19 protein-coding genes and 1 pseudogene are annotated in these 21,252 nt (G+C 71.4%); 8 read left to right on the top strand and 12 right to left on the bottom strand.

The genetic code is table 11. The features are described from left to right. Positions 1-19: 19 nt before the first annotated feature. From ACWEVS_RS24200 to ACWEVS_RS24185, 4 genes are read right to left on the bottom strand one after another with little or no spacing between them, the layout of a single operon-like run. Entirely contained in the window at positions 20-610 is a 591-nt protein-coding gene (locus ACWEVS_RS24200) for an exonuclease (RefSeq protein ID WP_452553408.1), read from the bottom strand. Continuing rightward, complete coding sequence (locus tag ACWEVS_RS24195) at positions 607-957, bottom strand: hypothetical protein (RefSeq protein ID WP_452553406.1); 351 nt, start codon at positions 955-957, stop codon at positions 607-609. The genes ACWEVS_RS24200 and ACWEVS_RS24195 overlap by 4 nt, the downstream gene beginning before the upstream one ends. Then, the gene (locus tag ACWEVS_RS24190) at positions 954-2,090 is read right to left on the bottom strand and encodes a hypothetical protein (protein WP_452553404.1); all 1,137 of its coding nucleotides are present in this window, start codon (positions 2,088-2,090) and stop codon (positions 954-956) included. Before ACWEVS_RS24190 ends, ACWEVS_RS24195 begins: the two co-directional genes overlap by 4 nt. Further along, the gene (locus ACWEVS_RS24185) at positions 2,087-4,918 is read right to left on the bottom strand and encodes an ATP-binding protein (RefSeq protein WP_452553402.1); all 2,832 of its coding nucleotides are present in this window, start codon (positions 4,916-4,918) and stop codon (positions 2,087-2,089) included. Before ACWEVS_RS24185 ends, ACWEVS_RS24190 begins: the two co-directional genes overlap by 4 nt. 114 nt (positions 4,919-5,032) lie before the next feature. On the opposite strand from ACWEVS_RS24185, the gene ACWEVS_RS24180 reads away from it, so the two are divergent. The 3 genes from ACWEVS_RS24180 to ACWEVS_RS24170 all read left to right on the top strand — a co-directional run bounded on the left by ACWEVS_RS24180 (position 5,033) and on the right by ACWEVS_RS24170 (position 9,035). Next, complete coding sequence (locus ACWEVS_RS24180; RefSeq protein WP_452553400.1) at positions 5,033-5,893, top strand: hypothetical protein; 861 nt, start codon at positions 5,033-5,035, stop codon at positions 5,891-5,893. Next, positions 5,824-6,915, top strand: coding sequence for a hypothetical protein (locus ACWEVS_RS24175; protein ID WP_452553398.1), 1,092 nt, complete (start codon positions 5,824-5,826; stop codon positions 6,913-6,915). The genes ACWEVS_RS24180 and ACWEVS_RS24175 overlap by 70 nt, the downstream gene beginning before the upstream one ends. Positions 6,916-7,007: 92 nt before the next feature. Then, positions 7,008-9,035 carry a hypothetical protein gene (locus tag ACWEVS_RS24170; RefSeq protein ID WP_452553396.1) on the top strand — a complete coding sequence of 676 codons (2,028 nt, stop codon included), beginning with the start codon at positions 7,008-7,010 and terminating at the stop codon, positions 9,033-9,035. Here the strand turns inward: ACWEVS_RS24170 and ACWEVS_RS24165 are convergent. The 6 genes from ACWEVS_RS24165 to ACWEVS_RS24140 are packed head-to-tail and all read right to left on the bottom strand — an operon-like array spanning position 9,019 to position 13,794. Then, positions 9,019-9,525, bottom strand: a complete 507-nt coding sequence (locus ACWEVS_RS24165) for a flavin reductase family protein (protein WP_354914476.1) — start codon at positions 9,523-9,525, stop codon at positions 9,019-9,021. The genes ACWEVS_RS24170 and ACWEVS_RS24165 overlap by 17 nt on opposite strands. Beyond that, positions 9,522-9,788: a hypothetical protein gene (locus tag ACWEVS_RS24160; protein WP_452553394.1), complete on the bottom strand. Its 267-nt coding sequence runs from the start codon at positions 9,786-9,788 to the stop codon at positions 9,522-9,524. Before ACWEVS_RS24160 ends, ACWEVS_RS24165 begins: the two co-directional genes overlap by 4 nt. Then, positions 9,785-11,143, bottom strand: a complete 1,359-nt coding sequence (locus tag ACWEVS_RS24155) for an LLM class flavin-dependent oxidoreductase (protein WP_452553393.1) — start codon at positions 11,141-11,143, stop codon at positions 9,785-9,787. The genes ACWEVS_RS24160 and ACWEVS_RS24155 overlap by 4 nt, the downstream gene beginning before the upstream one ends. Next, positions 11,140-11,991 carry an ABC transporter permease gene (locus ACWEVS_RS24150; protein ID WP_452553391.1) on the bottom strand — a complete coding sequence of 284 codons (852 nt, stop codon included), beginning with the start codon at positions 11,989-11,991 and terminating at the stop codon, positions 11,140-11,142. The genes ACWEVS_RS24155 and ACWEVS_RS24150 overlap by 4 nt, the downstream gene beginning before the upstream one ends. Then, a complete protein-coding gene (locus ACWEVS_RS24145) occupies positions 11,984-12,778 on the bottom strand; it encodes an ABC transporter ATP-binding protein (protein ID WP_354914468.1) in 795 nt (264 codons plus the stop codon). The genes ACWEVS_RS24150 and ACWEVS_RS24145 overlap by 8 nt, the downstream gene beginning before the upstream one ends. Beyond that, on the bottom strand, positions 12,775-13,794 hold the full coding sequence (locus ACWEVS_RS24140; RefSeq protein WP_452553389.1) for an ABC transporter substrate-binding protein: 1,020 nt from the start codon (positions 13,792-13,794) through the stop codon (positions 12,775-12,777). The genes ACWEVS_RS24145 and ACWEVS_RS24140 overlap by 4 nt, the downstream gene beginning before the upstream one ends. A 369-nt stretch (positions 13,795-14,163) precedes the next feature. Between ACWEVS_RS24140 and ACWEVS_RS24135 the strand changes: the two genes are divergently transcribed. Both ACWEVS_RS24135 and ACWEVS_RS24130 read left to right on the top strand, forming a co-directional pair. Then, on the top strand, positions 14,164-15,555 hold the full coding sequence (locus ACWEVS_RS24135; RefSeq protein ID WP_452553388.1) for a selenium-binding protein SBP56-related protein: 1,392 nt from the start codon (positions 14,164-14,166) through the stop codon (positions 15,553-15,555). Further along, on the top strand, positions 15,552-16,157 hold the full coding sequence (locus ACWEVS_RS24130; protein ID WP_452553386.1) for a hypothetical protein: 606 nt from the start codon (positions 15,552-15,554) through the stop codon (positions 16,155-16,157). Before ACWEVS_RS24135 ends, ACWEVS_RS24130 begins: the two co-directional genes overlap by 4 nt. A gap of 121 nt (positions 16,158-16,278) precedes the next feature. Here the strand turns inward: ACWEVS_RS24130 and ACWEVS_RS24125 are convergent, their stop codons facing one another. Next, positions 16,279-16,563: a hypothetical protein gene (locus ACWEVS_RS24125; RefSeq protein ID WP_452553384.1), complete on the bottom strand. Its 285-nt coding sequence runs from the start codon at positions 16,561-16,563 to the stop codon at positions 16,279-16,281. 420 nt (positions 16,564-16,983) lie between these two features. Here ACWEVS_RS24125 and ACWEVS_RS24120 point away from each other — a divergent pair, with 420 nt between their 5' ends. The 3 genes from ACWEVS_RS24120 to ACWEVS_RS24110 all read left to right on the top strand — a co-directional run bounded on the left by ACWEVS_RS24120 (position 16,984) and on the right by ACWEVS_RS24110 (position 20,559). Further along, on the top strand, positions 16,984-17,118 hold the full coding sequence (locus ACWEVS_RS24120; RefSeq protein WP_354914462.1) for a hypothetical protein: 135 nt from the start codon (positions 16,984-16,986) through the stop codon (positions 17,116-17,118). Beyond that, positions 17,118-18,221, top strand: coding sequence for a YeiH family protein (locus tag ACWEVS_RS24115; protein WP_452553382.1), 1,104 nt, complete (start codon positions 17,118-17,120; stop codon positions 18,219-18,221). The genes ACWEVS_RS24120 and ACWEVS_RS24115 overlap by 1 nt, the downstream gene beginning before the upstream one ends. Positions 18,222-18,309: 88 nt before the next feature. Continuing rightward, positions 18,310-20,559, top strand: coding sequence for an MMPL family transporter (locus ACWEVS_RS24110; protein WP_452553380.1), 2,250 nt, complete (start codon positions 18,310-18,312; stop codon positions 20,557-20,559). Here ACWEVS_RS24110 and ACWEVS_RS24105 read toward each other — a convergent pair. Continuing rightward, positions 20,525-21,250, bottom strand: a pseudogene (locus ACWEVS_RS24105) (SRPBCC family protein); the annotation flags it as partial. The gene ACWEVS_RS24110 and the pseudogene ACWEVS_RS24105 sit on opposite strands and share 35 nt — an antisense overlap. Between the last annotated feature and the right edge of the window lie 2 nt (positions 21,251-21,252).

Below are 21,252 nucleotides of genomic sequence, written 5' to 3'. Positions count from 1 at the left end.
CCGGTGCTGGGTGAGGATTTCAGGAGTGCCGCATTCGCATGAGGTTCTGCAGGAGCTCGGCCTGTTCGATGGCGTCGTCCAGGGCGTTGTGTGTGTGGGGCCTCGGGGACAGCAGGTGGGACGGCATGGTGCGCTTCGTCGAACGCACGATGGGTGTGGACGCCTTGGCCGCGTAGAGGGTCTTCATGTCCAGGCATCGGGAGTGTCCGAAGGGTGAGCCCGCGTCCGCGAACGTCATGAAATACCAGTACATCCACATCCAGTCGTAGCCCAGCGGGTAGGCCGCGAACACCGGCGATGCCTGGGCCTCGTCGGCGCGGCCGGCGATCCAGGCGGCGGCCGCGTTCATCGCGTCGCTCGGCGCCTGCCCGTCGGCGATCAACAGGGTTCTGTCCAGCCCGCTCACGGCGAGCGCCTCCGGGTCGTAGGTCTCGCTGATCGGCTGGAGTTCGGCGTAGAAGGTGTCCTTGGCCGGGTCCATCGCCTGGAAGGAGGTGCCGTCGAACGTTCCGGCGACGGCCATCCCGAAGCTCAGCATGGAGTACGGCCCCGGGATCGGCCCGTCGGCCTCCACATCGACCGAGAAGTACAAGTCGGGCTTGGCCGTCATTCTGCACGCCGTGTGCTGGGGGATTCGGATGACTGGGTCGTGACAGTGACTCCTGCCTGGGCGGCGGCAGCGATGATCTGGCGGCGCAATGCCTCGACCTCGTCGGGGGGAAGGGGATCCTTCTCGTAGGTGAGGGAGATACCCCACGTCTCATCCGAGTAGCGGTAGAGATCAAGGCGAACCCACCCCTGCTCGCGAGGACGGATTACGCGCGAGCCGAACTCCTGGTCCCATGCATCGCCGAGACGGCCATGCTTGGTCAGGCCGACTCCTTCTCTGAAGACGGGAAGCGCGCGCCCGTCCAGCTTGCTGAGTCCGATCCTCAGTTGTTCTGTCAGCGGCATCATGGCCTCCCTGGCCGGTTGATGATCCAGTCCGTTTCCCTGAAGTGGGTGGAGATGCCCACCCCGTCAACCCTCTTGTCCGCCGGTCCGCCCGACTGGAAAAGCGCCGGTGCGACCTCCCGTCCGAGTTCGTGTTCCCAGCGCTCCTTCCACTCTGTCAGCGCTGGAAAGGCCTTGGCCACGGAACTCTTGTCGATGAAGTCGTACTTGGGATGGACGAATGGCTTGCCGTCGTCGTGTCGCGCGCTGTCCCATGTCGCGCGCGCCTTGCTGACCATCGCGTCGGAGGAGAGTTGCACGTCGTAGTCGCTGAGATCCTCTGGCTCGCCGTCCGCGTCGAGCATGCCGAGTTTCGCTTTGGCGTCGAAGGGGACCCTCGAGGGGCGTTCGTCCTCTGGACGGTCGCCGACCCAGGCGTCCCATCGCGCCTTGGCCTCGGGCTGGTCGGCGACGTCCTGGTCCCTCGGGAAGTCCTTGTGCGGTCCGGAGAAGAACTGCGCGGACGAGCCCTGCAGGCGGATGTCCACCTGCGAAGGGTCGATGCCGTCCGCCGCCAGCGCCACCAGGAGGCTCCCGGTGAACTCCTTGTACTGCTCGGGGTTCATTCCCAGCGGGGCTTCGAACCGCTGCCACTGTTCGACCTGGCCGCTGTCGATGCCGAGAACGTCGAGGTCCTCCTCCCGTACGGCATAGCCGGTGTCGTCGTGTGGCCAGCCGCGGACGCGGTCTCCGGACTCGGTGTGTTCGACGGGGACGCGTCCGTCCTGGTCGATGTGCCCCGCCGCCTCGGCCGCCTGGCGTCGCGCCGCGATCGGGTCCACCGCGGAGTCGTCCTCATGCACGATGTCGGCCGACCGGTCGCCGTACGAGGAGACGTCCGGATGCTCGCCCGGCTCGGCCCGTTCTTCCCGCGCCTCATCCGCCGTGTCGCCCTCCGCACGAGGGCCGAGGCCATCTGGGTCGCGGTTCGAGGCGGCGTCCGGTTCGGCGGTTCTCCGAGGCTCGGTCGTGTCGAGCGCCTCGTAGTAGCTCTGCCGTCCACGAGCCTCGACCGGCGGGGGATGCTCATGGTGGGAGGCGCGCTGGTCGGATGCGCGTTCGCCGTGGTCGTCGGGCCCTTCCCGCAACTCGCTCACCCTGGAGCCTCCACCAGTCTCGGGGCCAGATAGTCGAGTGGCCAGCGCAGGTCGCGGAACGGCTGGAGCGCCTGTTCCAGGCGTGGCCGCCAGCGTGGCTCGAACGTCCGCGTCTCCAACACCGTCTCGATCACCGACACCTCGCCGACGCCGAACGCGATCTCGTGCGTCTTTCTCAGGTTCCGCTGGTCGTCGGCGATCCAGCGGCTGACGAGCGCGTGCTGGTCGCGAAGGCTGAGCGCGGGGATGCCCCATTCCGCCGTGCGCGGATGCGGACCGCCCTCCGGGTCGTCCCGCACCTGTGCGGCGAGCGCGTCGCCGACCAGGACCCAGCGGTACGGCCTGGCCAGCCATTGCGGCTCCTCGGCGACGCAGACGCGCCGCCCCTCCGACAACCAGGCGAGCATTCCTCGCATGATGTGGACGGCCAGGTCCGATGGGCTGATCCGGTCCGCCACGGCGGGCGTTCGGGAGGCGATCGCGGCGTCGACTGCCTGGCCGAGAGCGCAGTGGCGCGACCGGCGTTCCATCCCGCCGAGCTGGTCGCGAAGCTCCTGTTCGGGGAGGGGCAGGCCCCAGCCGGTCAGGTGACCCAGGACGCCGAGTTCCGCCCAGAGCACCAACGACGGATCCGGGCGGCGTGCCCGGCTCATCTCCCTCAGTGTGCACGCACGGGTCGCGCAGTCCGTGCCGCACGCGGAACTGCGGCGCGACACGAGCGTGTCCACGGCCACCACCAGCCCCTGCCGCTCCCCCTCACCGCTCGCGGGACGACGCGAGTCGGATGCGACCGCCGCCGGTCGTTCCTCCGGGCCGGGATGCATCTGGGTCAGCAGTGGGTAGTCGAAGCCGTCGGCGAACACCGCGGCCTGACCGGGTGGCAGTGTCACGATGTATCCAGACTGCTCCTCGGTCAGGTGCATGGTCGCCCCCACCGCCTCACGGTCGTCAGCAGCCGGAAGCCGGTGTACGATCTTGACCGCGGTGTTCTTGATGACGTCGTCGACCAATTTGGAGGGGATCTGGTCGGCGATGATCAGGCCCTCGCCGTACGCCCTGGCCTCGGCCAGCATGGACGCGAACATCTCCACCGCGTGCGCCGCGGGTCCCTGGGTGCCGCGGCGCAGCAACCGGTGTGCCTCCTCGACGACCGTCAGGTGCATCAGCCCGGCGGCCCCGCGGCGGTGGACACGGAGGTGTTCGACCAGCCGCAGCAGGATCGTTCCCATGAGGAACGACTTGCTCTGGTCGTCGCCGACGTCCTCGATCTCCAGGACGACGTTCGTGGCCAGGAGCTTGCCGATGTCGAGCGGGTGCCCGTCGTGGAGAAACCTGCCGCTGGTGCCCTGGCGCAGCGAGGACACCCGCACGCGGATGAATCCGTGGACGTTGTCGGCGATCTCCTTGCCGTAGCCGATCTCGTCGACGACCTGGTCGGCGGCGCGTTCGAGGTCGGCCAGCGTCGGATGACGCGGCGTGAGCCCGGGGGTGAGCGGCTCGCCGAGGGTGAGGTCCCAGCCGAGTTCGGTGTAGCAGCGGGTCAGCGCCGCCGCCAGCACCTGCGGGAACGGCTCGTCGGACTGGAAGGCCGCCAGGAACAGCGCCTTCACCAGATCCGCGTGGGTCTGCAGCGGGAATCCGGCCTCCGGTTCGAGCGGGTTGAGGCAGGCCGGCGCCACCTCGGTCTCGCCCGGCCGGATGGCGATCACCTCGGTTCCGGGCAACCGCTCGGCCATGGTCCGGTATTCGGCCTTCGCGGGTTCCACCACCAGCCACGGGATGCCGCTGTCGGTGGCCGCCTGTAACAGGGTGCGGATGGTGCGCGACTTGCCGCCGCCGGTGGCGCCGGTGACGAAGGCGTGCCGGTTCAGGCTGGCGGTTTCCAGCCGCAACGGCCCGGCGGGGCGCCGGTTGCCGTCCAGCACCACGCCGATCTCGAGCCCGGCGGTGCCGGCCTCGGGGGTCACGTCGAACGACGGCCGGTCGACCAGCCGCACGCCGGGGATCTCCCTGGCCGGTGGTACGGCAAGCGTCGCCACCAGCCGCGAGGAGCCCACGAACGGCGCGCCGTCCGCCAGGGTGGGGTCAAGGGCGCCTGTCTTGCCCGTGGGAACCAGCTGGTACGGCAGGCCGTCGAGGTCGGCCGAGGCGCAGACGAGCCCGGCCACCTGGGCCGCCGCGGCCGGGTCGGCGCCCGCGGCCAGGAGGTGGACGCGCCACATGCCGCTCGTGCCGCCCCGCACCAGTTCGGTGTAGCGGGTCTTGGCGCGCCGCGCCTCCATCTCGTAACGCGGCGACGACGTCCGCGCCTGCGCCCTGCGCTGGTCCTCGGCCGCCTGCTGCGTCATCGCCGCCAGTTCCTCCGCGGTGACGGGTTCGGCCAGCAGCAGCCACGCGAACGGTTCCTGCCACACCGCCAGCAGCCCGTCCTCCAGGGACGGCCGCGACGACTGTTCGCGTGGCGGGTCGTCCTCCAGCAGGAGCCCGTCGCAGATCGCCGTGACGCGGCACCAGCTGGGTAGCTGCGCCAGCCGCTCTTCGAACTCTTCGGCGCCGAGCGGGGTGGCGCCGGCGCCCGTGGGCAGGCGCAGCGCCGCCGTACCGGCATGGCGCGAGCCGGCCAGCGCCCGGCCCGCCACCAGCACGTCCACGGGGCCGCCGGCCCTCGGCCGGATCCATGCCATGGCGATCGGGCCCGCGCCCGCGTGGAACGCCGAGCTCACCGCCGCCAGTCGCTGCCGTGACCCGGCCCTTCCGCTGCCGTCCACGTCACCGGGCCGGGGCACCTCGTGGACGGCGAAGGCGGGGAGCGCGGTCAAGGCGATCACGACCTTGAATCGTCACCCACGCATCCGGATGCGTCAAGGGTTTGTCACGTAGTGCAGTCAGTTTCATGATTGCCTGGTGACCTGAGCTCTCCCCTTCAGCCTGGGAGCGTCCGTATGACTGATCGGTTACCTGTGTCCCAGGGGCGCCTGTTCACCCCCGGCAGGCGGCTCGGCTGGGTGTTTCGCGATCCGCACTCACTGTCTCGCCCCTTCAGCGAACCAGAGCCGCGTCCGCGACCTCTTCCCGACCACGTCCTCGCCCAAGCCCACCACGCGCACGCCGCCCAGCGCCTTCAGCGCCGCCGTGCATGGACGGTCTTCGGCACGATGTCGGTGGCGCTGCTGGCGATGGCCGGATGCACGCGAGTGCTCGGCAGCGCCTATTCGGCCGGCGCCGCGCTCTCCCTCGTCGTCCTGAGCGTGCTCGCCGCCACGCCCGGTGTGGTCATGGCCGCGGTCGCCGGCCACCGCAGGACCGTCGCCGACCACGCTCTCGCCCGGGCACGGCAGTTCACCGAGCAGGAGCACCGGCTCGCCCACACGGCGTGGCTGGAACGACGGGCCGCGCACGAGCGGGCGCAGCGGGCCGCCGTCGCCGAGGCGCTGGAGTGGGGGTCGGCCCACGCGCCCAGCTCCGCCCGCCGGCTGGACGTGATCGGCGGCAGCCTGTGGGGCTGGGAGGCGCTCCTCACCGTGCACGGCGCCTCGATGCTTTCCAGCCAACCCGTCCTGGTGATCGACCTGTCCCGCGAGGTCGTCTGCCGCGAGCTCGCCACGCTCGCCGCCGCGGCGGGTCGCACCGTGCACGCCGAGGTGCTGCCGGCGCAGCTGGCCGGCTCGGTCCTGGGTGCGGGCCTGTCGTCCTGGGTGCGGGCCTGTCGGCCGCCCAGCTGGTCGACGCGCTCGTGGAGTCGATGTACGGCGGCGAGCGGCCCGCGGCGCGCGCGGACCGGAGCCTGGACCACCGCCTGCTGAGCACGCTGGCCGGGGCGCTGGGTGAGCGGGTCACTGTGGCCGGGCTGGTCGCGGGTGTGCGGGTGCTGCTCGGCCAGGACGACGGGGCCGGTCGTCTTACGGCCGAGGAGCACGATCACATCGCGGCCGAGCTCTTCTCCGACACCTACCTCGAGCAGGCGCACCAGGCGCTCGCCAGGATCGAGTCCTACCTGCATCCCCTGAGGGAGCTCGGCGCCGGACGTCCTGCGCGAGCGGACGGCGTGGCGCTGACCTGTGTGGCGCTCGAGGAGGCCGGGCGCAATCCGGGTGGCGAGCTGCTCACCGACCTGATCGTCCAATGGCTGACCCACTACGTCGGGGCCGCCGGCGCGCATCCGCCCGCGGTGATCGTCGTCGGGGCCGACGAGCTGTCCCGCGCGCATCTGGAGCGACTGTCGGACGCCTGCGAACGCCGCCGGGTGCCGCTCACCGTGCTGTTCCGGCACCTGCGGGAGTCCTCGCTGCAGCTGGTCGGCGGCGGGGCCGTCGCGTTCATGCGGCTCGGCAACCATCAGGAGGCCGTCCAGGCGGCCGACTTCATCGGCCGCCGGCACACCTTCGTCCTGTCCGGGATGACCCGTACGGTGGGCGGCAGCCAGACGCACACCGCCACCGACACCTTCGGTCAGTCCGCTACCAGGGGGACGAGCACCTCGCGCGGCCACACCGAGTCGTCCACCGGGAACGGCACGCCGTTCGGCGGGATCGTCAGCCTCAGCCGCGGCTTCAGCAGCTCGACGGGCACCAGCCAGTCGACGACCCGGAACTGGTCGAGCGCGCGGGCGTTCGCCGACGGCGCCTCGTGGAGCGACGCGAGCTCCACCCAGCGGGTCTACGAGTACGCGGTCGAGCCGACGGCGTTGCAGCATCTGCCCGACTACGCGGTCCTGCTGGCGGAGGTGGCGGCTGGGCAGGGGGTGCGGGTCACGCCTGCCGATTGCAACCCGGCGATCGTCACGTTGCCACGGGTCAGCACCGAGCCGCTGCCCGTCACTACTTAGGGCGATTTTTCGGGATCTTCACATCTCGTTCACGTAGATACATAACATGTATGCATTCAGGCGATCGACCCCATCGCAGCGGAGGCACCCCCATGCCACCAGACCCTCCAGGTCCGTCGAAGCCGTGGTACGCGTGGAGCGAGGATCCCGAGCTGTCAGCCGACTGGCCGGCTCCCCGGGCGGACGTCGAGGTGGACCACACCCGGCTCAAGACGATCGGCACCGCGATGTGGACCGACCTCGGCGCCGGACGGAACCCCGACCCCGGAGCGGACACGTGGGAGGGGCTCCCTTCCCGCTTCAGCGGGCTCCTGCTGGACGACTTCACCGACTGGGCCTGGTGGGGTTCGATGCAGGCCGTCAGAACGGTCCTCATCACCGTCGACGACGCGCTCAAGCGGGGCGCCGTGGCCGTTCACCGCAGCTACGCCGACCTCGGCGGCCTGCTGTACGCCTCCGGCGACAACTACGACCGGGCCGTGGAGCAGCGCCCGCTGCTGGACAACTCGATCAACGGCATGGGGCTCCGGCACGACGTGGTCGACACCAAGCAGCCGTGGGAGGACGAGGACGTCTCGCCGTACAACGCGTCCAGCGTCAAGGAGTGTCTCGATTCCGTCGATCCGCTACGGCTGGCCGCGCAGGGCACGCTCTGCTCGGACCTGGCGATGTGGTTCGCCGAGCTCCAGGGCGACCTCGAGGGGCGGGCCCGCGAGCTGGCCAACGCGTGGCGCGGTCACACCTCCGAGCTCGCGCTCGAAGGGATGCGCAAGGTGCACGCGACCTGCCGGGCGCTGGCCCATGTGAGCGGGCAGACCGGCGAGACGATGAGCTGGCTGGCCGGGGTGCTCCTGCAGTACCAGTTGAACTTCGAGAGCGTCCTCGATCCCGACGGGCAGGAGGACGGCGCCGAGCAGGGGGACGGCGACGGCTGGGCTCGGTCGATGGGAGCCGGGGCGCACGAGCGGGCACGTGACTACCTGCGGGATCTGAACGTCCAGCTGGCCGTCGCGCACGGCATGCTGCCCGACCAGGTCGAGACCCTGCTGCCAGGGGTCGTCGTCGCCGCCGGTGCGAGGGCGCCGCGCAGGCAGCGGGAGCGCGGGGGCGAGCACGTCCTGGGGAGCGGGGGTGGCGGGCGGGAGGCGGGCGGCTTCCCCGGCTACCCCGGCTACCTGGTGCCGCCGATCGCGCCCATGGCGGGTGGCGGTGGTGGAAGCGCGGGCACGGGAGGATCCCCGTCGCGTGGCCAGAGGCGGCTGCCGCCGAGCTCGTTCGCCGGCGAGACGAGGGTGCACGCGTATGAGCCGGAGCGGGACCGGGTGCGACGCGCACGGCCCCTGCCGGAGCCGCGCGAACAACGGCAGGCGGAAGATCGCCGGCCCGGCGCGGATCGGTCCGGCACGACCCGGCCCGGCGTGGACCGGCCCGGCACGACCCGGCCCGGCGTGGACCGGCCCGGCACGACCCGGCCCGGCGTGGACCGGCCCGGCGTGGACCGGCCCGGCGCGGATCGGCCCGACGGGGATCGGTCCGGCGGCGCCGACCAGGCGGGGAAGGGCGACCGTGAGGGTGCCGACCGCCTCAAGAGGGCGTCCAGCCAACCGGAGGGCGACTCGGCCGAGCAGTTCGTCGACACCGCGGAGGAGCCGCGCCCAGACCAGGTCGTCGACGTGAGGGAGGAGCCCTGGCCGGGCCGGAGTCTCGACACGACGGAAGAGCCCTGGCCGGGCCGGAGTCTCGACACGACACAAGAATCCGGCCCGGGCCAGAGTCTCGACATGATGCACGAGTCCCGGCCAGGCCAGGGTTTCGGCACGGCGCACGAGTCCCGTCCAGACCAGGAGAGCACGGCGAACGGGACGCACGACACCCGACCGGGCCAGGAAACCGACGTGGCCCACTCGCCCGCCGGCCGGGGGCCGGGTCAGGGGGATGACAGGAGAAACTCGCCGTGGGACCCCCGCCCAGGCGGCCGGCAGGACGATCCGGCGGACGCACCAGGTGAGAGGTCCTACCCGGCCCCGGAGGCTCGCGTGGGCGGGGACGGGGCTGCCGGTCCGCGCCCGGATCTGAACGACGAGGACCGGCCAGACGACGTGCTCAGGGGTGGGCGGTGAAGCGGCCGAAGCTGCCCTGGTGGTACAGGAGCGGACGGCCCCGGTGGTGGATGTCCGCCTCCGCCACCAGGCCGACGACCAGGATGTGGTCGCCCACGTCCACCCTCTCGTACGGCAGGCAGATCAGGTGCGCGGACACGTCCGCGAGCAGGGGCGCGCCGAGTTCGCCCGGCCGCCATCGGGTGGGTTCGGCGAACCGGTCGATGCCTTTGCGGGCGAACCGGGTGGCCAGTTCGGCCTGGTCGCTGGTGAGCACGTTGACCGCGAAGTGGTCGGCGGTGGCCAGCCACGGCCAGGTGGCGGAGGCTCGGTCGACGTAGAAGGAGACCAGGGGCGGGTCGAGGCTCACCGACGTGAAGGAGGTGGCCGTCAGCCCGACCGGCACTCCCCCGTTCTGCGCGGTGATCACGACGACACCGGAGGCGTGGACAGCCAGGGCCCTCCTGAACCGGTCGGCGTCCACGGCGCGCTCGGGCATCGTGTCGGTCATGAGCCCACCACCCCATCGAGCTCGTGGTCGGGCACCGCGCGGGCCGTGAGACCGCCGCCGTGGCCGAGCACGACACGGGCCACAAAACCACCGCCGTGGCCGAGCACGACACGGGCCACAAAACCACCGCCGTGGCCGAGCACGACACGGGCCACAAAACCACCACCGTGGCCGAGCACGACACGGGCCACGAGACCACCACCGTAGCCGGGCATGGCGCGGGCCACGAGACCACCACCGTGGTCGAACAGGGTCCCGGTCATGAGGTCACCACCACGTCCAGTTCGCGTTCGGGTGCTGCCGCGTACCGGGACGGCGGTCTGGCAAGCCCGTAGTTCTCCCGCAGTGTCCGCCCCTCGTACTCGGTCCTGAACAGCCCGCGGTCCCTGAGCTCGGGCACCACGTGGTCGACGAAGTCCTCGAGTCCTCCGGGCAGGATCGGCGGCATGATGTTGAAGCCGTCCGCGGCGCCGTACTCGAACCATTCCTGCAGTTCGTCGGCGATCTGCTCGGGTGTGCCCGCGATCACGCGGTGGCCGCGCCCGCCGGCGAGGCGGGACAGTAGCGCGCGTACGGTGAGCTGCTCGCGCCTGGCCAGGTCGACGACGAGTTTGCGGCGGCTCTGCGCTCCTTCGGTGTCGACGCCGACGTCGGGGAGCGGCTTGTCGAGGGCGTCCTCGTCGAGGTCGACGCCGATGAGGGTGGACAGCTGGACCAGCCCGTAGGCGGGGATGAGCAGGTCGTCGAGTTCTTTCTCCAGGCGCCGCGCCTCCTCCTCGGTGGAGCCGATGATCGGGGAGATGCCGGGCAGGATCAGCAGTTCCTCCTGGCGCCTGCCGTGGGCGCGCAGGCGGTTCCTGAGGTCGATGGAGAACGCGCGCGCCTCGCCCAGGGTCTGCTGGGCGGTGAAGACGGCTTCGGCGTGGCGGGCGGCGAAGTCCTTGCCGTCCTCGGACGAGCCGGCCTGGACCAGCAGCGGCCGGCCCTGGGGGGCGCGGGAGGTGTTGAGCGGTCCGCGGACGCTGAAGTGGGGGCCGGCGTGCTCGATCGGGTGGATCTTCCCGAGGTCGGCGTAGGTGCCGCCGGCGCGGTCGCCGAGGACGGCGTCGTCCTCCCAGCTGTCCCAGAGCTTGCCGACGACCTCGAGGAACTCGGTGGCCCTGGCGTAGCGTTCGGCGTGCGGCGGCCGTTCGACGCCGAAGTTGTGCGCTTCTGCCTCGCCGGCGGAGGTGACGATGTTCCAGCCGGCCCGGCCGCCGCTGATGTGGTCGAGCGAGGCGAACTTGCGGGCCACGTGGAAGGGCTCGTTGTACGTCGTGGACACGGTGGCGATCAGCCCGATGTGCTCGGTGACGACGGCCAGCGCCGACAGCAGCGTCAGCGGTTCGAGGCCGCCGAGCGCGTTGTGCTTCACGTTGCCCCACAGGGCCAGGCCGTCGGCGAGGAAGACCGAGTCGAGGGTGCCGCGCTCGGCGGTCCTGGCCAGGTTCTGGTAGTGGCGGACGTCGGTCAGCCTGGACGGCTCGACGCTGGGGTGCCGCCATGCGGCCTCGTGATGGCCGACGCCCATGAGGAAGGCGTTGAGGCGCAGCTTTCTCGTCGTGTGATTTCTCGTCATGTGGTCCTCCAGGTCGAGAAGCGGCGCTCCACGCTGACCAGGAGCTGGTTGAACAGCAGGCCGATGGCGGAGATCGTGATGATGCCGGCGTACATGTCGTGGATGCGGAAGCTGGATTGGGAGGCCTGGATGAGGTAGCCGAGCCCGGCCTTGGCGCCGACCATCTCGGCGAAGAGCAGGACGAGGATGGAGTACGCGCCCGCCAGCCGTACGCCGGTGAAGACGGTGGGGACGGCGGCGGGCAGGATCACTTTCTGGAACAGCCGGAACGGGCCGAGGCCCATGGATCGCGCGGACTTGACGAGCAGGGGTTCGACGGTCTTCACGCCGCTGATCGTGTTGAGCAGGATGGGCCAGGAGCAGGCGTAGAGGACGAATGTGATCTTGGTGGTCTCGCCGATGCCGAGGATCAGCGTGAACACCGGCAGCAGGGCGACGGCCGAGGTGTTGCGGAACAGTTCGAGCAGGGGGCTGAGGAAGGCCGCCACGGGCCGGTACCAGCCGATGGCCAGGCCGAGCGGGATGGCCAGGGCGATGGCGAGGGCGAATCCGGCGAAGGAGCGCAGCAGCGAGGCGCCGAGGTGCTCGCCGAGCTGGCCGGAGAGCAGCAGCTCGTACCAGGCCGCCAGGTTCTCCGACAGCGGTGGCACGAACACCCGGTCGACGACGCCTGCCCTCGGCAGCGCCTCCCAGAGGGCGAGCAGCAGGACGATCGCGGCCGAGCGCTCGACGGCCGTCGACAGCCGCCCGGTCCTGGGCTTCCTCTGGGCGCCGGCGTCGGAAGGGCCGTGCCACCGCGCCTGGGCGGGCCGGCCGGAAAGGGCGACCGGCGAGGTCAGCTCAGCCAACGGAGCCCACCTCCTCGCGGCGTGCGGCGGCGACCTCGTCGCGCAGCAGGGTCCAGATGTGGTGGCGGTAGTCGCCGAAGCGCGCCTCGGCGCGCAGGTCGCCCTCGCGGGAGCCGAACTCGACGGCGAGCGTCTCCTTGATGCGGCCGGGCCGGGAGGTCATCACGGCCACGCGCTGGCCGAGGTAGACGGCCTCGTCGATCCCGTGCGTGATGAAGACGATCGTCTTGCCGGTCTTCTGCCAGATGTGCAGCAGCTCCTCCTGGAGCGACTCGCGGGTCTGGGCGTCGAGCGCGGCGAACGGCTCGTCCATCAGCAGGACGTCGGGGTCGAAGGCGAGGCTGCGGGCGATGGCGACGCGCTGGCGCATGCCGCCGGACAGTTCGTGCGGGTAGCGGTCCTCGAACCCGGCCAGCCCGACCAGGTCCAGGTAGTGCCTGGCCCGCTCGGCGCGCTCCTTCTTCGGCACGGCCTTGGCCTCCAGGCCGAACTCGACGTTGCCGGTGGCCGTGCGCCAGGGGAAGAGCGCGTACTGCTGGAAGACGATGCCCCTGTCGAGCCCGGGGCCGGTGACGGGGACGCCGTCGATGAGGATCTGTCCCGAGGTCGGCGGGGTCAGGCCGGCGATGAGGTCGAGCAGCGTGGACTTGCCGCAGCCGCTCGGCCCCACGAGCGTGAGGAACTCGCCGGCGCGGATGTCGAGGTCGATGCTCTCCAGCGCGGTGAACGGCCGGTCGGCGCCTCTGACGTCGAACACCTTGCCCACGTCGCGGATGACGATCTTCATGAGGCGCTCCCGCCGGCGTAGGGGTTGTAGGCGTTGGTGAACAGCTCGGACAGCTTGACCTGGCCGGGCTGGATCTCGCCCTCGCGCTCCAGCCAGTCGATCCAGGTCTGGAACTCCTTGTCGGCGATCACGCCGCCGGCGCCCGCGATGCCGGAGCTCTTCCAGAACGTCACGGCGGTGGCGTCCTCGCTGCGCCCGCGCCTGGCGATGATCTTCTGGAAGGTGGCGACCACCTCCTGACGGGGGTGGGTCTGCGTCCAGCGCACGGCCTTGGCGAACGCCTCGACGAAGGTCCTGGTGGTGCGGGGGTTGGCGGCGATGAAGTCCTCGCGCAGGACGACGGCGCCTGCGGTGAACGGGCCGAACAGGCCGACGTCGGTGAACAGCGGGCGCAGCCCGCCGCGCTGCAGCGCCTTGTCCTTGAGGATCCCGCCGAGGGTGCCGACGTCGAGCTGACCCTGGCGGATGGCCTGCTCGGTGTTGACGGGCGGGATGACGACGAGCTCGACCTGCTTGATCTCCTCGGGGGTCAGCCCCTCGCGCTTGAGGTACTCCTTGATGACCGCTTCGTGGTGCGCGCCGAGGGTGTTGACGCCGATCTTCCTGCCGATCAGGTCGCGGGCGGTCCTGATGGGGCTGTCGTCCTTCACGTAGTAGCCGTTGAAGCTCCGCTCGTCGGAGCCGTAGTAGCCGATGACCGCCTTGATCGGCGCCTTGGCCGCCTTGAGCTTGATGATCGCGCCGTTGAAGGCGCCGCCGATGTCGGTCTGGCCGGTCGCGACCGACTGGATGTCCTGGGGGCCGCTGGTGGTGTTGCCGACCCAGGTGAGCTTGATGTCGCCGAGGTAGCCGAGTTCCTGGGCGAGTTCGGGGAAGGTGACGGCGCCGTCGCTGCCCTGGTAGCGCAGTTCGGTCGTCTCGGCGCCGCTGCCGGTGGCCGAGCCTTCGGCCGTCGCGCAGGCGGCCATCGTCGCAAGGGCCAGCGCGTACGGCAGGGCGTGTCTGATCTTGATCAAGGGAGTGTCCTCACGAGAGCACGGCGGCCCGCGGCGGGGCGGGCACGCCAGGGGAGTGTTCGTCGGTGGGTCGCGCGGGCGCCTTCGGCCACGCGGGAGGGAACGGCGCGCGATCAGCACGCGTGATCGGCACGCGTGATCGGCACGCGTGATCGGCACGCGTGACCGGCACGCGTGACCGGCTCCGTGATCAGCGACACTGCGCGCTGGCGACGTGGCCGTGGTCCACGTGCGGGCGCGTGGTCAGGTAGGGACCCTGCCTCATACCGGCGAACCTACGCGCTCGCGGGCGCAAAGTAAATATTTCCTACTGGTTTTACATGGATAATTACCTATTGACCTTGTAGGGATATCGGAGATGCTGGGACCATGGCACTCTGGACCCCCGACCCCACCTTCTACCCCTCGCCCCGAGACGCCGCCGCCGCGCCGGCCGAACGCCTGGCCTACGTCGCCGCCTTCGACCGCAGCGCCGAACGGCCCGACGCGATCGCCGTGCTCGACACCGACCCCTCCTCCTCGCGCTACGGGCGCGTGGTGGGCTGGACCGACCTGCCGTACACGGGTGACGAACTGCACCACTTCGGGTGGAACGCCTGCAGCAGCGCGCTGTGCCCCTACGCGCCGCACCCGCACGTGGAGCGGCGCTACCTGGTCGTGCCGGGGCTGCGTTCCTCACGCATCTACATCCTGGACACCAAGGACCGGATCAGCCCCGAGATCGTCAAGGTCATCGAGCCGGAGGAACTGGCCGCACGGGCGGGCTACTCCCGCCCGCACACCGTGCACTGCGGGCCCGACGGCCTCTACGTCTCCGCGCTCGGCGGGGCGAACGGCGAGGAGGGCCCCGGCGGGATCGCCATCCTCGACCACCAGTCCTTCGAGGTACTCGGCCGCTGGGAGGTCGACAGGGGGCCGCAGTACCTCGCCTACGACTTCTGGTGGCACATCAACCACGACGTGCTGGTCACCTCGGAGTGGGGCACGCCGTCGATGATCGAGGGCGGGGTCGTCGGCGAGCTGCTGCTCGGCCGGAAGTACGGTCACCGGCTGCACTTCTGGGACCTGCGCAGGCGCCGGCACGTCCAGGAGGTCGACCTCGGCGACCAGTACCAGATGCCGCTGGAGCTGCGGCCCGCCCACGACCCGACCAGGACCTACGGCTTCGTCGGCGTCGTCACCAGCGTCGAGGACCTGTCGGCCTCGGTCTGGACGTGGTTCCACGAGGACGGCCGCTGGCAGGTGCGCAAGGTCATCGACATCCCCGCCGAGCCGGCCGACCCCGCCCTGCTGCCCGACGTGCTCAAGCCGTTCGGGGCGGTGCCGCCGCTGGTCACCGACATCGACCTGGCGGTCGACGACCAGCGGCTCTACGTCTCCTGCTGGGGGACGGGCGAGATCAAGCAGTACGACGTCGCCGATCCGTTCAAGCCGGTCGAGCTGGGCTCGCTGCGCATCGGCGGGATCGTCGGCAACCGCGCCCACCCGGCCGCGCCCGGCGAGCCGCTGCGCGGCGGCCCGCAGATGGTGGAGGTCAGCAGGGACGGCAGCCGCCTCTACGTGACCAACTCCCTGTACGGCGCGTGGGACGACCAGTTCTACCCCGAGGGCGTGGGCGCCTGGCTGGCGAAGATCGACACGGGGTCCTTCACCTTCGACGAGCGCTTCTTCCCGCACGGCGACGACTTCCGCGGCCTGCGCCCGCACCAGGTCAGACTGCAGGGCGGCGACGCCTCCTCCGACTCCTACTGCTATCCGTGACGGTCACGGCGGCGCTCCTGCTGGGCGCCTTCCACGGTCTGAACCCCGCGATGGGCTGGCTGTTCGCCGTCGCCCGCGGCCTGCAGGAGCGCAGCAGGAGCCGGCTGCTGGCCGCGCTTCCCGCGATCGCGGCGGGCCACCTGGCCGCGGTGGCGTTGGTCGGCCTGGTCGTCGCGGTCACGGGTTCGCTGGTCACCGGCACGGTGCTGTCGGTGGCGGGTGGCGTGGTGCTCGTCGGCTACGGCCTGTGGCTGCTGCTGTCCAGGCGGCACTTCCGCTGGGTGGGGATGCGCCTGTCGCTCCTCCAGCTGGCGGGCTGGTCGTTCCTGATGTCCTCGGCCCACGGCGCCGGGCTGATGCTGATCCCGCTCTTCACCGGCCTCCAGGGGGAGCACGCGGGACACGGCTCTCACGCGCTCGCCGGGGGCCTGGGCGTGGCCGCGCTCCACACGGTGGCGATGTTCGCCGTCGCGGGAGCGGTCGCGCTGCTCGTCTTCGAGGTGGTCGGGCTGACCGTGCTGCGCAGGGCCTGGTTCAACGTCGACAAGGTGTGGGCCGTCGCCCTGGTGGGCGCGGGGGTGCTCACCCTGGCGCAGGCGTAGGGAGGATCCGTCGTGAGCCTGCCGGACTTCCTCGTCGTCGGCGGCCCCGAGGTGGGGCCGCGTCGCCGTCCCGCACGCCAGGCTCATCGTGGGCCTGCGCGACCCCGTCGAGCGGGCCCGCTCAGCGCAGCTCGGTGAGCAGTTCGTGGGAGCCGTCGGGCCTGGTGAACTCGTAGTACACGCGGGTGCGCCCGTCCGGCAGGTCGACCAGGTCGAGGTAACGCAGGCCGCCGCCCGCGTGCGGGGAGGCGGCGACCGGCGGGGTGCCGACGGGGCGCAGGTCGGCCGGGTCGCCGCCCTCGGCGATGCCCGTCCGCTCCTCGTGGTTCTGCGCCGCGCTCGCCCGCCCGTCGTAGAAGGCCTGGACGAGGCCGCCGGTGAAGCGCACGGCGCTGAAGCCCGTCACCGGCCGCCGCGCTGGGCGCGCCCGCCCAGTGCCCCTCCCCTGCGACGGGGGGCGTCGCCACGACCACCGCGCGGTCGGGAGCGGGAACCAGCGCCCCGATACGGCGCGCGTCCTCATTGATCGACATGTGCTCGACGGCAGGCCCCGACACGGGGTTCGGCATGGCCTTTCACCTTCTCTTGGCTGGTGAGCAAGGTTTCATGTATTCCCTATTGACTTCATGGGGAATATCGCCGAGTGTCAAGGGTGTGATCCACCGCGAGCCTCTCGTCGCTCGCCTCACGAGAAGGGTCCTCCACGGGCGGGGCGTTGGGAGGCGCCCCGCCCCCTTCCCCCCGGCGTACCCCGCCTCCCCTGGCACCCGCCTTCCCGGCGCGCGCCTGCCCTCCCCGGCACACCCCCCACAGAAAGGCGCATCCCATGAGCGAGCACGAGACGCGGACCGACGGCGACAGCCGTGCCGCCCTCAACGAGGACTGGGCCGCCACGATCGTCGGCCTCGCCCTCCTCCTGCTGGTCATCACCGGAGTGATCCCGGCAGGGCTGATCCCGTGATGAGCACCACCCGCCTCCCCTCCCCGGCCACCGCCACCTGGGTGTGGCCCGCCGCGGGCGTGCTGACCGTGCTGGTCCTCGCCGCCGCGACCAGGTTCCTGGAGCGGAACGTCCCCGTGTGGTGGTCGGGCTCCGACCTGGCCAAGGCCGTCGAGTACCCCGTCTACGCCATCGCCCTCGGCCTGCTCGGCAACGTGGTCCTGACCGCCACCGGGCTCAGGGACCGTCTGGCGGGCGGCTTCCGCACCGAGTTCTTCATCAAGACGGGCCTCGTCCTGCTCGGCGCCTCGATCAACCTGAAGGTGGTCGTCACTGCCGCCGGGCCCGCCGTCGTCCAGGGGATCGCGCTCATCGGCACGGTGTTCCTGTTCACCTGGTGGCTGGGCGGCAGGCTGGGCCTGGACGACAAGCTGCGCGCCCTGCTGTCGGCCGCCGTGTCGATCTGCGGTGTCAGCGCCGCCATCGCCGCGGCGGGAGCCGTCCAGGCCAGGCGGGAGCAGCTGGCCTACAGCGCGAGCCTGGTGATCGCCTTCGCGCTGCCGTCGATCTTCATCCTGCCCGGACTGGCCACGACGCTCGGGCTGAGCCCCGCGGTGGCGGGGGCCTGGATCGGCGGCAACATCGACACCACCGCGGCGGTGACGGCCGCGGGCGCCCTCGTCGGCGAGGACGCCCTGGCGGTCGCCACCATCGTGAAGGTCACGCAGAACGCCCTCATCGGCGTGGTGGTCGTGGCCCTGACCGCGTGGTTCGCCTTCCGCGTCGAACGCCGGCCCGACGCCGAGCGCCCCGGCGCCATCGAGTTGTGGCGCCGCTTCCCCAAGTTCGTGCTGGGGTTCGTGGCCGCCTCGGTCATCGCCACCTGGTACCTCGCCACCGTCCCCGCCGCCGCGGGCAAGGAGGTCGTCGGGGTGGCCAACGACCTGCGGGTGTGGTTCCTCATCCTCGCCTTCGTGAGCATCGGGCTGGAGTTCCGCGTGGCCTCGCTGCGGGAGGCGGGATGGCGTCCGGTCGGCGTGTTCGCCGCGGCCACCGTGGTGAACGTGCTGGTCGCGCTGGGACTCGCGGTCCTGCTGTTCAGCGGCTTCAGCGCCGGCGCGTAGGAGGGCATCGCCGGAGGCGCGTTGACAAATACGAGCGAAGACTTGTATTAATCCAAACACGAGTAATTCGTCGTGTTTGGAGTGAGTCGTGGGTGCATTCCTCGTCCGCCGGCGCCGCCTCGTCATGCTGCTGTCCCTGCTGGCCACGCTGGTCATGGGCGCGCTGGGGGCGGGGACGGTGAACGCGCTGTCGCTCGCCAGGTTCGAGGCGCCGGGATCGGAGTCCGACCGGGCGGGAGCCGAGCTGGCCGAGCGGTTCGGCACCGGCAGCGTCGACCTGATCCTGCTCGTCACGGCCGCGACCGGCACCGTGGACGACCCGGCCGTGGCGGCGGCGGGACGGGAGCTGACCAGACGGGTGGCCGCCTTCGACGGGGTGGCGGAGGCGGCCTCCTACTGGACCAGAGGCAACCCCGCCACACTGCGCAGCGAGGACGGCACGCGGGCGCTGGTCGTGGCGCGCATCCCCGGCGACGCGGACGTGGTCCGCTCGCGGATCCTGCCCGCGCTGGTGCCCGAGGTCACCAAGGGCGACGCGGTCGTCTCGGTGCGCGCGGGCGGCGGCGAGGAGGTGTTCAGGCAGACGGTCCCGCAGGCCAGGCAGGACTTCCTGCGCGCCGAGATGATCATTTTTCCGCTGGTCTTCGCGCTGCTCTGGCTCTACTCCCGCAGGGTGCTCGGGGCGGTGCTGCCGATCATGGTCGGCGTCTTCGCGATGGTGACGACGCTGGCGCTGCTGCGCGTCGTGCTGCTCTTCGCCGACGTCTCGACGTTCGCGCTGAACATCACGCTGGCCATGGGCCTGGCGCTGGGCATCGACTACTCGCTGTTCGTCATGGCCCGCTTCCGCGAGGAGGTACGGCAGGGCCGCGCCCCGCACGACGCCGTCGTGGCCGCCGTCGCCCGTGCGGGCCGTACGGTGGTCTTCAGCGGGACGACGGTCGCCGCCTCGCTGGCGGTGCTGCTGGCTCTGCCGTTCGGCTTCCTGCGCTCCTTCGCCTACGCGGGGATCGCCGTGGTGATCGGCGGCGTCGTGGGCGCCGTGGTGGTGCTGCCGGCCGTCCTGGCGGCCGTGGGACCGCGGGTGATCCCGCGGCGCGACCGGGACGAGCGGGCCGTGGGCTTCTGGCACGCGGTCGCGACGCGGGTGATGCGCAGGCCCCTCCGGTACGGCGGCGCCGCCACGCTGGCGCTGCTCGTGCTCGGCACGCCGTTCCTGGGGCTGGACTTCGGCGTGGCCGACGACCGGATCCTGCCGCCGAGCGCGCCCGCCCGGCAGACGCAGGAGATCATCAGGGCCGAGTTCCCCGCCGAGGAGACCGACGCGCTCCAGGTGGTGTCCACCGGCCAGGCCACGGGCGTCACGGCGTACGCCGCCGCGCTGTCGCGCCTCGACGGCGTCGCGCAGGTCGACTCCGCGGCCGGCTCCTACGTCAGGGGCGCGCGGGCCGGCGACGGCGACCCCGCCAGGTTCCGCGGCGGAGAGGGGACCTGGCTGTCGGTCGTGCCCACCGCCGCCCAGATGGAGGGCGATCCGATCGAGCTGGTCTCGCGGGTACGCGCGGCGCCCGCGCCGTTCGAGGTGCTGGTCGGCGGCTACACGGCCGAACTCGCCGACTACCGCGCCTCGGTGGTGGACCGGCTGCCGCCGCTGATCGGGCTGATGTTCGCGGTCACCTTCGTGATCCTGTTCCTCATGACGGGCAGCGTGCTGATCCCGCTGAAGGCGACCGTGCTGAACCTGCTGAGCATGGCGGTGATGTTCGGCGCGCTCGTCTGGGTCTACCAGGACGGCCACCTGTCGGGGCTGCTCGGGTTCACCCCGACGGGAAGCATCGACCCGAGCATCCCGATCCTGATGTTCTGCATCGCCTACGGGCTGTCCATGGACTACGAGGTCTTCCTGATCGAGCGGATCAGGGAGGAGTACGCCAGGACCGGCGACACCGTCACCGCGGTCGCCCATGGCCTGCAGCGCGGCGCGCCCCTCATCACCGCCGCCGGGGCCATCCTCGCGCTGTCGTTCGCCGCCTACGCGACGGCCAGGGTGGTGTTCGTGCAGATGCTGGGGGTCGGCATGGCGGTGGCGATCCTCGTGGACGCCACCGTCATCAGGGCCGTCATGGTGCCCGCGTTCATGCGGCTGGCCGGGGCGGCCAACTGGTGGGCGCCCCGGCCGTTGCGCCGCCTGCACGCTCGGGTCACGCGGCCTCGAGCCAGATCGGACGCCAGTCGGGCAGCTCGTGGTAGCGGCGCAGCTCCGCCAGACCCGACAGCCAGCCGCCCCACGCCGCGTGCGGCGGACGGGCCGCGTCGAAGCCCGACTGGACGAACGTGAGCCTGGTCCTGCCGTCCGACTCCGCCAGCTCCCAGCTGGAGATGCCGGCCGATCCCCAGTCGACCGACATCGCGCGGCCCTCGACCAGGTCGACGACCTTGGCGGGGTCGGGGTTGTCGAAGCCGCCCATGGCCCAGCGGCCGCCGACGAACGGCTCGATCTCGATGGGGTAGCCGAACCAGCGGGTCGCCTCCGCGCCGTCGGTCAGCGAGCGGTAGACGTCGGACATGGGCGCGTCGATGACGACCTCCTCCCGCATGACGGCCGAGGTGTAGTCGATCTTGGGGGTGAGCTCGCGGCCCTCCACGTGGTCGACGAGGTTGGCCAGCGACAGCGCCCAGTACGTCTGCAGGGCGCCCCTGATGCTGGCTCCCGTGATCACGTCCTGGAAGTCGAAGTGGCTCTGCCTGAGAGTGACGATCGTCGTGTCGTCGCCCTCCTCCTCGAGGGAGATCTCGGTGGTGGTGGCCTCGCCGTCGAGCGTCCACTCCAGGGTCAGGGAGCGGTCGTCGGCGCGCAGCACCCGCTGGTGCGGCGCGTCGCCCTCGGGGGTGTGGCGGCCCCAGAACTCGAAGCGGTGGGGCAGGTCGGCCTCGGCGTGCTCGGCCAGCCACGTGCGCAGCGACGCGGGGTCGGTCAGCGCGTGCCACACCTGCTTGGCCGGGGCGGCGACGCGGACGCGCAGGGTCATCG

This window comes from Nonomuraea sp. NPDC003754, assembly GCF_053605785.1.
This window is presented reverse-complemented; position numbering and strand designations above follow the sequence as displayed.